10 protein-coding genes are annotated in these 11,802 nt (G+C 72.8%); 8 read left to right on the top strand and 2 right to left on the bottom strand.

Features of this window, described 5'->3' with window-relative positions:
• The first annotated feature begins 298 nt into the window (after window positions 1-298).
• Both EV372_RS00590 and EV372_RS00585 read left to right on the top strand, forming a co-directional pair.
• Window positions 299-2,335, top strand: coding sequence for a S9 family peptidase (locus tag EV372_RS00590; RefSeq protein WP_130394273.1), 2,037 nt, complete (start codon window positions 299-301; stop codon window positions 2,333-2,335).
• Window positions 2,336-2,433: 98 nt separating this feature from the next.
• A complete protein-coding gene (locus EV372_RS00585) occupies window positions 2,434-3,246 on the top strand; it encodes an inositol monophosphatase family protein (protein ID WP_130394271.1) in 813 nt (270 codons plus the stop codon).
• A gap of 97 nt (window positions 3,247-3,343) precedes the next feature.
• Here EV372_RS00585 and EV372_RS28935 read toward each other — a convergent pair whose 3' ends face one another.
• The gene (locus EV372_RS28935; RefSeq protein WP_013153904.1) at window positions 3,344-3,508 is read right to left on the bottom strand and encodes a hypothetical protein; all 165 of its coding nucleotides are present in this window, start codon (window positions 3,506-3,508) and stop codon (window positions 3,344-3,346) included.
• Window positions 3,509-4,209: 701 nt separating this feature from the next.
• Between EV372_RS28935 and EV372_RS00580 the strand changes: the two genes are divergently transcribed.
• The 3 genes from EV372_RS00580 to EV372_RS00570 all read left to right on the top strand — a co-directional run bounded on the left by EV372_RS00580 (window position 4,210) and on the right by EV372_RS00570 (window position 6,868).
• Window positions 4,210-4,863 (top strand): response regulator transcription factor, encoded by a 654-nt coding sequence (locus EV372_RS00580; RefSeq protein ID WP_026338173.1) that lies wholly within the window; start codon window positions 4,210-4,212, stop codon window positions 4,861-4,863.
• A complete protein-coding gene (locus EV372_RS00575; RefSeq protein ID WP_130394269.1) occupies window positions 4,860-6,110 on the top strand; it encodes a sensor histidine kinase in 1,251 nt (416 codons plus the stop codon). The genes EV372_RS00580 and EV372_RS00575 overlap by 4 nt, the downstream gene beginning before the upstream one ends.
• Window positions 6,111-6,571: 461 nt before the next feature.
• Window positions 6,572-6,868, top strand: coding sequence for a DUF4193 domain-containing protein (locus EV372_RS00570; RefSeq protein WP_013153901.1), 297 nt, complete (start codon window positions 6,572-6,574; stop codon window positions 6,866-6,868).
• A 195-nt stretch (window positions 6,869-7,063) separates the two neighbouring features.
• Here EV372_RS00570 and EV372_RS00565 read toward each other — a convergent pair whose 3' ends face one another.
• A complete protein-coding gene (locus tag EV372_RS00565; protein ID WP_047869069.1) occupies window positions 7,064-7,342 on the bottom strand; it encodes a DUF4235 domain-containing protein in 279 nt (92 codons plus the stop codon).
• Between the two features lie 204 nt (window positions 7,343-7,546).
• Between EV372_RS00565 and valS the strand changes: the two genes are divergently transcribed.
• From valS to EV372_RS00550, 3 genes are all read left to right on the top strand, one after another.
• Complete coding sequence (gene valS, locus EV372_RS00560; protein ID WP_130394267.1) at window positions 7,547-10,123, top strand: valine--tRNA ligase; 2,577 nt, start codon at window positions 7,547-7,549, stop codon at window positions 10,121-10,123.
• A gap of 260 nt (window positions 10,124-10,383) precedes the next feature.
• Complete coding sequence (gene dut / locus EV372_RS00555; protein ID WP_013153898.1) at window positions 10,384-10,860, top strand: dUTP diphosphatase; 477 nt, start codon at window positions 10,384-10,386, stop codon at window positions 10,858-10,860.
• A gap of 56 nt (window positions 10,861-10,916) precedes the next feature.
• The gene (locus EV372_RS00550) at window positions 10,917-11,780 is read left to right on the top strand and encodes a DUF3710 domain-containing protein (RefSeq protein WP_130394265.1); all 864 of its coding nucleotides are present in this window, start codon (window positions 10,917-10,919) and stop codon (window positions 11,778-11,780) included.
• The last annotated feature ends 22 nt before the right edge of the window (window positions 11,781-11,802 follow it).

The following is an 11,802-nucleotide window of genomic DNA, read 5'->3' as shown; positions in this document are numbered from 1 at the left end:
GGATCCCCCGCCGTCGGCCGGCGGTCCCGGCGCGGCTCGACGCGGCTCGACACGGGGTCGTCCACAGACCGGCGAAAGGGCTTGGTGCGACGGCCCTGGCGGGTCATCCTGGAGTGGAGGGCCTCCCGCGGCCCCTCACGGGATGCGCGCCCCGACCCGACCCACCGCCCCGGACGTGTGGGAAGGTGAGTAAACGCTGCTGACACCGCCCGCGGGAGGGCGGGGGACCACAGTCGCCCCACGGCCCGCTCGACGGTGTCCGCCCCGACCCCACGCCGACGTTCAGGGAGTATGTGTCTTGGTCCGTTCCTGGTATGAACTGCCGGAGTACGTCCGACTCCGCCGCGTCAACGGACTGCGCCTCTCACCGGACGGGACCCGTCTGGTCGCGCCCGTCAGCGGCCTCGCCCCCGACGCCAAGTCCTTCCGCAGCGCCCTGTGGGAGATCGACACCGCCCCCGAGTCCGAGGGCGGGCGCGCGCCCAGACGCCTCACCCGCTCGGCCAAGGGCGAGAGCGGCGTCGGCTTCCTGCCCGACGGCTCGGTCCTGTTCACCACCGGCCGCCCCGACCCCGAGGCCGAGGCCGAGGCCAAGGCCCGCACCGCCCTGTGGCTCCTGCCCGCCGACGGCGGCGAGGCCCGCCAGGTGGCCTCCCGTCCCGGAGGCATCGGCTCCTTCACGGTCGCCCGCGACTCCGGACTGGTCGCCCTCACCGCCGACACCCTCCCCCTCAGCGAGGACGAGGAGGCCGACAGGGAGGCGCGCAAGGCCCGCGAGGAGGCCGGGGTCACCGCCATCCTGCACGAGGCGCTGCCCGTGCGCTCCTGGGACAGCGACATCGGCCCCGGACACCCCCGCTACCTGGTCGCCGAACCGCCCGCGGACGAGGACTCCAGGCTCGGCGACCCGCGCGACCTGACCCCCGACGCGGGGATGGCGCTCCTGGGCGCGAGCGGCGACCTCACCCCCGACGGCACCACCCTGGTCACCGAGTGGCAGGTCCCCGTCGGCCGGGGCGCCCGGCGCACCGACGTCGTCGCCATCGACACCGCCACGGGCCGGCGCCGCACCCTGGCCACCGACCCCGACCACGACTTCGACGGCCCGCTCGTCTCCCCCGACGGCCGCCACGTCCTGCTCGTGCGCAGCTCCCAGGGCGACTACGACGGCGAACCCCGGGACGAGACCGCCTGGCTGGTCGACCTGGCCACCGGACAGGGCCGCGACCTGCTCGCCGACCACGAGCTGTGGCCCCGCGAACTCGCCTGGGCCGCCGACTCCGGCGCGGTGTTCCTCGTCGCCGACCACGGCGGCCGCCGGCCCGTCTTCCGGATCGACCTGGACAGCGGCGCGCTCACCCGCGTCACCGGCGACCACGGCGCCTACAGCAACCTCAACCCGTCCCCCGACGGCCGCCACGTCTACGCCCTGCGCGACGCCTGGGACGCCCCGCCCGCGCCCGTGCGCCTGGCCGCCGACGCCGCCGACGGCCAGCCCGTGCACCTGCGCACCCCCGGCTCCGAGCTCACCATGCCCGGCACCCTCACCGAGATCGAGGCCACCGCCGACGACGGCACCCCGATCCGCTCCTGGCTGGTGCTGCCCGAGGAGGCCTCGGCCGACTCGCCCGCCCCGCTCATGCTCTGGGTCCACGGCGGCCCCTACATGAGCTTCAACGGCTGGTCCTGGCGCTGGAACCCGTGGCTGCTCGCCGCGCGCGGCTACGCCGTCCTGCTGCCCGACCCCGCCCTGTCCACCGGCTACGGCCAGGACATGCTCCGCCGCGCCTGGGGCCAGTGGGGGCCGCGCACCTTCGCCGACGTCATGGCCGTCACCGACGCCGCCGAGGCGCGCGAGGACATCGACGCCGAGCGCACCGCCATGATGGGCGGCTCCTTCGGCGGCTACATGGCCAACTGGATCGCCGGCCACACCGACCGGTTCAGGGCCATCGTCTCCCACGCCTCCCTGTGGGGCCTGGACGGCTTCAACGGCACCACCGACTACCCGCCGGTGTGGGAGCGCGAGTTCGGCACCCCGCTGGAGCGCCCCGAGCGCTACACCCTCAACTCCCCGCACCTGCACGCGGACCGCATCCGCACCCCGATGCTCGTCATCCACGGCGACAAGGACTACCGGGTGCCCATCTCCGAGGGCCTGCGCCTGTGGCGCGACCTGATGCTGCACGAGGTGGACGCCAAGTTCCTGTACTTCCCGGACGAGAACCACTGGATCCTCACCCCCGGGAACGCCCGGATCTGGTACGAGACCGTCTTCGCCTTCCTCGACCACCACGTGCACGGCAAGGAGTGGAGCAGGCCCGAACTGCTCTGAGCCGCCCACGCCCGGCCGGGGCCGCGGACCGCGGCCCCGGCCGGACCCGCGTCCGGGACGCACCCCGGCGCGCGACACCACGCCACGGAGGACAGCCAGTGAGTACCACCCACGCCGCACCCGACCGCGAGAGCCTGCGCGACCTCGCCGTGAGCGTGGCCGCGGAGGCGGGTGAGCTCGCCGCCAAGGGGCAGGCGGGCATCACCGTGCTCGACACCAAGTCCAGTCCCACCGACGTCGTCACCGAGATGGACCGGGCCACCGAGGAGCTCATCCGCACCCGCCTGCTCGCCGCGCGCCCCGAGGACGCCTTCCTGGGGGAGGAGGGCGGCGGCGAGGGCGGCACCAGCGGTGTGCGCTGGGTCGTGGACCCCATCGACGGCACCGTCAACTACCTGTACGGCCGGTCCGACTGGGCCGTGTCCGTCGCCGCGGAGGTCGACGGCGTGGTGGTGGCCGCGGCCGTGAACGTCCCCCGGCTCGGTGAGTCCTACGAGGCGGTCCTCGGCGGCGGCGCGCGCCTGAACGGCCGCGTCCTGGAGGCCCCGCCCGCCGTGCCGCTGGAGCAGGCCCTGGTGGCCACCGGCTTCGGGTACTTCCCCGAGCGCCGCGTCCAGCAGGCCAGGGTCCTGCTGGAGGTGATCCCGCGCATCCGCGACATCCGCCGCGGCGGGTCGGCCGCGGTGGACCTGACCGGACTCGCCGCGGGCCGCTGCAACGCCTACTACGAGCGCGGCCTCCACCCCTGGGACTGGTGCGCCCCCGGCCTGGTGGCGAGCGAGGCGGGCCTGCGGCTGGGAGGAGCGCGCTCGGGACCGCCCAGCAACGACCTGGTCATCGCGGCCCGCCCGGAGCTCTACGGAGCCCTGGAGGCCCTCCTGGCCCCGCTGGGCGCCGACACCGACGGCTGACGGGAGCCCGGCCCCGCGACCACCCGGCGGGGCCGGGCTCCCCCGGAACACACGAGGGGCGCGGCGGGCCGTGTGCCCACCGCGCCCCTCAGCGCTTTCAGGCGCAGGTGTCGACGCCGTTGCGAGCCGCGATGCGGTACAGGTCCTCCAGCTCCGACGCGTGAGTGTCGGCGAGGAAGTCGTCTCCAGCGGCCTGAGCAGCCTGGAACGACCGGTAGGTCTCGTTGATACGGACCTTGATCTCCGCGAGGAACTCGCCCATTGCACCTCTTCCAGGGGTAAGCACCGGGGCACGAGGGTGCTCCGGCGCGGAATCCGTTCGCGCACGCCACGGCGTCCGCACGGTCGAAGTGTCACGTCCCTGTGACATGCGTGCGCGTCGCGGTCCGGCCAGGGGCCGGTGTCCACGCGCGCGTCCTCCTCCTGTACCCCTGCCGGACCTTCGCCCAAACCACCGAATCCCGGTGTGATGCTTTCGTGATCCGCCCCGCGGCCGCCCCCCCCGTCTCCGGGCGGCCGACCCCGCCGCGCCGGGCCGGGGGAGCGCGCCGACGGGCCACCGGGGCCGGACGCCGGGTCCTCCGGTGCGGATTACACCATGTGTCGGACAAGGGTGTCCCATGACACATTTTCCCGGGAGGGCTGGTGCTTACTTGTTTCTTATTCTTGATGTGTCAGTTTTGAGATGTGCGGGGTTAAGTCGCTGCCGGCGGTTGGGGGATTCGCCGGCAGCGGCTCCCCGTGCCCAGGGGAGCGTGAAGCTCCCGGCCCAGCGCCCGCGTTCACGCGGGGCGAGGAAAGCGGGCGGTTCGCGAAACCGCCCCGACGGGTTTACCGTCTCCTTACCCCGACTGTGAAAGAACGGATGACGCGGCCGGGACCAAGAACGCCGCTGCCGGTGTGTTGGGGGATGCGCCGGCAGCGGCCCCCTTTCTTTGCGGACCAACGCTCGAGAAGGACAACGTGCGCGTACTCGTGGTCGAAGACGAACGGGTCCTGGCCGACACAGTGGCGGTCGGACTGCGGCGCGAGGCGATGGCCGTGGACGTGGTCTACGACGGCGACGCCGCCCTGGAGTACACCGCGGTCAACGACTACGACGTCGTCGTGCTGGACCGCGACCTGCCGGGCACCCACGGCGACGACGTGGCCCGCGCCCTGGTCCAGGAGAGCTACAACGGACGCATCCTGATGCTCACCGCCTCCGACGGCGTCCAGGACAAGGTCGAGGGCCTCACCATCGGCGCCGACGACTACCTGGCCAAGCCCTTCGCCTTCGCCGAGCTCATCGCCCGGGTCCACGCCCTCGGCCGCCGCTCGGCGCCCCCGCTTCCCCCGGTCCTGGAGCGCCACGGCATCACGCTCGACCCGGCCAACCACCGCGTCCACCGCGACGGCCGCGAGGTCACCCTCACCCCCAAGGAGTTCGCCGTCCTCCAGGTGCTCATGCGCGCCCAGGGGACCGTGGTCAGCGCCGAGGGGCTGCTGGAGAAGGCCTGGGACGAGAACGCCGACCCCTTCACCAACGTCGTCCGCGTCACCGTCATGACCCTGCGCAAGAAGCTCGGCGACCCACCCGTCATCCAGACCGTCCCCGGCGCCGGGTACCGGCTGTGAGACCGGCGGAGCGGACCGAACCGGGACAGGTCGAGCCCACCCGCCCCGGCGACACCGGTACGTGGCGGCGCCTCAACACCCTCACCCCCGAGGGCGCGGGGGCCGAGCGCTCCGCGGCCGCCGCCCGGGTGCACCACTTCACCGACAACCTCAGCCTGCGCGCGCGGCTCACCCTCATCTACGGGATGCTGTTCTTCGCCGCGGGCTCCGTGCTGGTCCTGGTCAACTACCTGATCGTCGCGGTCCTGCTCAACGCGCTCCTGGTCGAGCAGAGCTTCGCCGAGCTGCGGGCGCACAGGGACCTCATCGAGCAGGTGCTCACCCACGTCACCCGGTTCTCGCTGCTCGCGCTGTTCCTGGTGGGCCTGCTCGCGGTCGCCCTGGGCTACGCGGTGGCCGGAAGGGCGCTGTCCCCGCTCCAGAAGATCACCCGCATCGCCCGCCGCCTGTCGGAGCGCTCCCTGCACGAGCGCATCGCCCTGTCCGGGCCCGACGACGAGATCCGCGAGCTCGCCGACACCTTCGACGGCATGCTGGAGCGCCTGGACCGCGCCTTCGACGGCCAGCGCCGCTTCGTCGCCAACGCCTCGCACGAGCTGCGCACGCCGCTGGCGATCAACCGCACCCTGCTGGAGGTGGCGCTCAGCGCCCCCGACGTCTCGGCCGACCTCAAGAGCGTCGGACAGACCCTGCTGGAGACCAACGCCCGCCACGAACGCCTCATCGAGGGGCTGCTCCTGCTCGCCAAGAGCGACCGCGAGCTGGAGGTCCGCGCCAAGGTCGACCTGGGCGAGGTGGCCGGGACGGTGCTCAGCCAGCTCAGCGCACCGGTGGCCGACTCCGGCCTGAGCCTGCGCCAGGACCTGCGCCCCGCGACGGTGGTCGGCGACCCCGTGCTGCTGGAGCGGCTCGTGGGCAACCTGGTGGAGAACGCCCTCAAGTACAACGTCGAGGGGGGCGAGATCACCGTGCGCAGCGGCATGTACGAGGGCACGCCCGCCGTCCAGGTGGAGAACTCCGGCAAGGTCATCCCCGCCTACGAGATCGAGGGCCTGTTCGAGCCGTTCCGCCGGGGCTCCGGCGACCGGGTGGGCTCGGGACGCAGCGCGGGGCTGGGGCTGTCCATCGTCCGGTCCGTGGTGCGCGCGCACGAGGGCGCGGTGACCGCGTGGCCGCGCGCCGGGGGAGGACTGGTCGTCACCGTGCGCCTCCCCCTTCCTCCGGGAGAGGGCGCGGAGCGGCGCTGAACCCGTCCACCGGGCCGATCTGCGTTTGGCCGGTCTTCGTGGTATCTATACGTGTCCGATGACACGCCGACCCGTGTCACGGGTGCCGACCCCGGGTGGGTATGCTTCCCCGGGCGTGGACACGGAGGGAATCCCTCCTGACGTGGGCATGTCCTGCTTTTCGTCCGCCCCTGGGGGAGTGTCCCGCGCTTTGTCCGGAGTGGGCGAAAACGGATTTCCCAGGTCTACGAGGCAGCCGACGTTGGGTAGGACACAGGGGTGCGGCCCCGGCGCAGTCACACGTGGCCGCCTTCGGTCACGAGGCGGCGAAAGTGCTGCTGACCTGTGGACAGTGGCCCGGGAGGGGACACGGTCCGCCGACATCGGGAAAACTCATCGGCCGAACCGGGCACAACCAAGGTCTCTCAAGCGTTACACCCGCGCGACGAGGCACTGAACGAGGGGGATGGGAGTTAGCAGAGATGGCCACCGACTACGACAGCCCGCGCAAGACTGACGAGGACATCAACGAGGACAGCCTCCAGGAGCTGCAGGCGCGGCGCGTGGACAAGGGCACCGGCACGATCGACGTCGACCCCGACGAGGTGGCCGAGGGCATGGAACTGCCCGGTGCCGACCTGTCGGGGGAGGAACTCGCGGTGCGCGTGCTCCCGCGCCAGGCCGACGAGTTCACCTGCTCGCGCTGCTTCCTGGTGCACCACCGCAGCCAGCTCGCCGAGCAGCGCGCCGGCCAGCTGGTCTGCAAGGAGTGCGCCTGAGCGGACGGGACGGCCCCTGAACCGTCCCGTCCCGGGCGGCTCCCGCCCGCGCGGTCGCGAAACCACCCCGCCGCCGTTCGGAGGGAGCGTGTGAGGCCTTCCGGGCTCCTCGCGGGGAGCGCGGTGGAACACGACGGCGGACGGCCGACCACACTGCGGTGCGGTCGGCCGCCCGCCGTCGTCGCCTTCGCGGCGTCAGACCTCCAGCTCGCCGGGACCGGCGCCGAACATCCTGGCGCGGGCGGCGCGCACGGCCAGCACCCGGGCCACCTCGGTGCCGACACCGGCCATCACGGCCCAGCTCAGCGCCGTGCCCAGGCTGATGTCGGGGGAGTCCACGTCCGTGGGCGGCTCCTCGCCGGTCACGCGGGTCCAGGCAAAGTTCAGGGCCTTGCGCATGACGTACTGCGCGGCGAACCCGGCCGCGAAGCCCACGAGGGCGGGGCCGAGGTCACCGCCGTCCTTCTTAGCCATCGAATCCTTCACCGTTTTCCGTTGGGTGTACGGAGGATGCGCGGCCGGCGCACACCCTCCCGTGCGTACGGGGAGATCCTTTCACGTCCGTTCGCGGGAGTCAGGGGCCAACCCCGCGCCAGCGTGCCCGGGGGGTGCCGACCCCCCGCTGTGACGGCCCGAAACCCGGAGCGACCACGGCCCGGAGAGCACTACCATTGCCCCATGACCAACGGCTCTCATTCCTTCCGCATGCCCGACAAGCCCTCGCTGGACGGTATCGAGGCGAAGTGGGTCGACGTATGGGATGAGTCCGGCGTCTACCACTTCGACCGCACGGCCGAGCGCGCGGACGTCTACTCCATCGACACCCCGCCGCCCACGGTGTCCGGGTCGCTGCACATCGGCCACGTGTTCTCCTACACGCACACCGACACCGTCGCGCGCTTCCAGCGCATGAACGGCAAGGCCGTCTTCTACCCCATGGGCTGGGACGACAACGGCCTGCCCACCGAGCGGCGCGTCCAGAACTACTACGGCGTGCGCTGCGACCCGTCGATCCCCTACGACCCGGACTTCCAGCCGCCCGCCAAGCCCGACCCCAAGCGGCAGGTCCCCGTCTCCCGGCGCAACTTCATCGAGCTGTGCGACCGGCTCACCGCCGAGGACGAGAAGGTCTTCGAGTCCATCTGGCGCCGCCTCGGGCTGAGCGTCGACTGGCGCCACACCTACGCCACCATCGACGACAACTCCCGCGCCGCCGCCCAGCGCGCCTTCCTGCGCAACCTGGCCCGCGGCGAGGCCTACATGTCCGAGGCGCCCACCCTGTGGGACGTCACGTTCCGCACCGCGGTCGCCCAGGCCGAGCTGGAGGACCGCGAGCGCCCCAGCGCCTACCACAAGGTCGCCTTCCACAAGCCCGACGGCACCCCGGTCCACATCGAGACCACCCGACCCGAGCTGCTGGCCGCCTGCGTCGCCCTGGTCGCCCACCCCGACGACGAGCGCTACCAGGACCTGTTCGGCACCACCGTGCGCACCCCCGTCTTCGGCGTCGAGGTCCCGGTGCGGGCCCACCGCCTCGCCGACCCCGAGAAGGGGTCCGGCATCGCGATGATCTGCACCTTCGGCGACACCACCGACGTCACCTGGTGGCGCGAGCTCCAGCTGGAGACCCGGCCCATCATCGGCTGGGACGGCCGCATCATGGCCGACCCGCCCAAGGGTCTGGAGAGCGGCGCCGCCCGCGAGGCCTACGACACGCTCGTGGGCGCCACCGTCCACACCGCGCGCGAGCGCACCGTCGCCCTGCTGCGCGAGAGCGGCGACCTCGTCGGCGAGCCGACGCCCATCACCCACCCGGTGAAGTTCTACGAGAAGGGCGACAAGCCCCTGGAGATCGTCACCACCCGCCAGTGGTACATCCGCAACGGCGGGCGGGACGAGGACCTGCGCCAGCAGCTCCTGCGGCGCGGGCGCGAACTCACCTGGTACCCCGAGCACATGCGCGCCCGCTACGAGAACTGGGTCGAGGGCCTCAACGGCGACTGGCTGATCAGCCGCCAGCGCTTCTTCGGCGTGCCCTTCCCGGTCTGGTATCCGCTGGACGCCGACGGCAACCCGCGCTACGACGAGCCCATCGTGCCCGCCGAGGACCAGCTGCCCGTCGACCCCAGCTCGCAGGCGCCCGAGGGCTACACCGAGGACCAGCGCGGGCAGGCGGGCGGGTTCATGGGCGACCCCGACGTCATGGACACCTGGGCGACCTCCTCGCTGTCCCCGCAGATCGCCTCCGGCTGGGAGCGCGACCCGGACCTGTACCGGCGCGTCTTCCCCATGGACTACCGGCCCCAGGGCCAGGACATCATCCGCACCTGGCTCTTCTCCACCGTGGTCCGGGCCCACTTCGAGAACGGCACCCTGCCCTGGAGCACCACCGGCATCTCCGGCTGGATCCTGGACCCCGACCGCAAGAAGATGTCCAAGTCCAAGGGCAACGTCGTCACCCCGCTGGCGCTGCTGGAGAAGTACAGCTCCGACGCGGTCCGGTACTGGGCGGCCAGCGGCCGCCTGGGCACCGACACCGCCATGGACGAGGGCCAGATGAAGGTCGGCCGCAGGCTGTCCATCAAGATCCTCAACGCCAGCAAGTTCGTCATGTCCGTGGCCGGTGAGGGCGCCGTCGCCGACCCCGCGCAGGTGACGCAGCCGCTGGACCGGGCGATGCTGGCCGCGCTGGCCGACGTCGTGGAGGACGCCACCTCCGCCTTCCGCGCCTACGACCACACCCGGGCCCTGGAGCGCACCGAGCGCTTCTTCTGGGACTTCTGCGACGACTACCTGGAGCTGGTCAAGGCCCGCGCCTACGACACCGAGTCGGCCGAGGGCGCCTCCGCCCGCGCCGCGCTGCTGGTCGCCCTGGGCGCCCTGCACAGGCTCTTCGCCCCCTTCGTGCCCTTCGTGGCCGAGGAGGTCTGGAGCTGGTGGCAGGAGGGCTCGGTCCACGCCCAGCGCTGGCCCGACACCGCCGAGTACCGCGCCGCGGCGGCCGACGGCGACCCCGCCGTCCTGGCCGCCACCGCCGAGGTGCTGCGCGCCGTGCGCAAGGCCAAGTCCGAGGCCAAGCTGTCCATGCGGGCCGAGGTCGAGCACGTCAGCGTCTCGGGCAAGCGGGTCGAGGCCGCGCGCGCCGCCAGCGCCGACATCGCCGCCGCGGGCCGCGCCTCCGGGATCGACTTCCGCGCCACCGACGACGCCGAGCTCACCGTCGAGGTGACTCTGCCCGAGGCCCCCGCGGAGTAAAGCCTGTTCATCGGCTCCTGCTCAGCCCCTGGGGGTAGTTCGGGCGCCCGCGGGGTTCTGGAGGCGCCGGAGGCGGGTTTTCGCGGGAGGACTGCTCCGTAGGCGTCGTTTGAGGGCGGCGGCGGGCGACGGGTGGGAGAAGCGGAGCGGAGCCTCCGATAAGCACGGAAGCGGGGGCGGCCGACGCGGGCCGCCCCCGTTCGCGTACCGGCGGTGCTGGACACCGGTTCATCGCCCGGAGAGCGATAGGCTCGGCCGATGTGAGTACCACATCCCTGGAAGGCGGGCGGATCCCCGTCACGGTCCACCGACTGGACCCCGGCCTCCCCCTGCCCGAGTACGCCCATCCCGGCGACGCCGGCGCGGACCTGTACACCGCCGTCGACGTCACCCTGGAGCCCGGGCAGCGGGCCACGGTCCCCACCGGCCTGGCCATCGCCCTGCCCGACGGGTACGCGGCCTTCGTGCACCCGCGCTCGGGCCTCGCGGCGCGCTGCGGGGTCACGCTCGTCAACGCGCCCGGCACGGTCGACGCCGGGTACCGCGGCGAGATCAGGGTGACCCTGATCAACACCGACAGGGACACCCCGGTGAAGCTGACCCGGGGCGACCGGATCGCGCAGCTGGTGGTCCAGCGCGTGGAACGGGCGGTGTTCGTCGAGGCCGACTCCCTCCCGGAGTCGGCGCGGGGAACGGGTGGTTTCGGTTCGACCGGGGGGCACGCCGCACAGCGGTGACGGCGCCCCGAATCCCCGGAGTCATCCGGGACCGACGGAAGCGAAGAGGTGAAGGCGTGTTCGGACGCCGCCGCAAGAAGCGGGACGAAGAGACCGAGAGAACGGGGACGCAGGCCGCACCCGGGCGCGAGGGCGCCGCCGGGGCGGTCTCCTTCGGCAACGAGATCGAGCCGGAGCGCTCCCGGGAGCAGCAGCCCAAGGACGCGGACCGCCACCGCTCCTCCGGGCCGTGGGACTCCACCGAGGACGCTCCCGAGGCCGAGCGGATGGACCTGGGCAGCATGCGGCTGCCCATGGAGCAGGGCACCGAGATCCAGGTGAACGTCGCCCAGGACTCCCAGGGCAAGCAGAAGATCATCGGCGTCACCCTGGTGCGCGGCAAGAGCGCCCTCCAGGTGCAGCCCTTCGCCGCGCCCAAGTCCTCCGGGCTGTGGGACGAGATGCGCGAGGAGCTGCGCGAGCAGGTCGTCAAGCAGGGCGGCAAGGCCGAGGAGCACGACGGCACCTTCGGCCCCGAGCTCAAGGCCCTGGTCCCGGTCAAGGGCCGCACGACCGAGGACGGCAAGCAGCTCGCCCAGCGGGTGCGCTTCATCGGCGTGGACGGGCCGCGCTGGGTGCTGCGCGGAGTGATCCGCGGCGAGGGCGCCTCCAAGCCCGAGGTGATGGCCGAGGTCGAGCACCTCTTCGCCAACATCGTGGTGGTGCGCGGGGACCACCCGGTGCCGCCGAGCGAACTGCTGCCCATCACCGTGCCCAAGCAGATCCAGGAGAAGATGGCCGAGGCCGCCAAGGCGCGCGCCGCCCAGCAGGCGGCCCAGCGCGGCAACGCCGGCCGCTCTCCCAACGGCGCCGCGCCCGGCGCGCGGCCCGCGGGGAACGGCGGCCAGCCGGGCGGCGCCGCGGGCGGCTCGGGGGAGTAGCGGCCTCCCGGGGCGAAGCGGT

It is taken from the genome of Nocardiopsis sp. CNZ308, assembly GCF_004217075.1.
Note: the sequence above shows the minus strand (reverse complement) of the source record. Positions and strands in the feature narration are given on the sequence as shown.

What these genes read in the sequence shown, in the direction of transcription:
- EV372_RS28935 (WP_013153904.1), bottom strand. Translation starts at nt 3,508, where the DNA reads ATGGGCGAGTTCCTCGCGGAGATCAAGGTCCGTATCAACGAGACCTAC.
- EV372_RS00570 (WP_013153901.1), top strand. Translation starts at nt 6,572, where the DNA reads ATGGCCACCGACTACGACAGCCCGCGCAAGACTGACGAGGACATCAAC.
- EV372_RS00565 (WP_047869069.1), bottom strand. Translation starts at nt 7,342, where the DNA reads ATGGCTAAGAAGGACGGCGGTGACCTCGGCCCCGCCCTCGTGGGCTTC.
- valS (WP_130394267.1), top strand. Translation starts at nt 7,547, where the DNA reads ATGACCAACGGCTCTCATTCCTTCCGCATGCCCGACAAGCCCTCGCTG.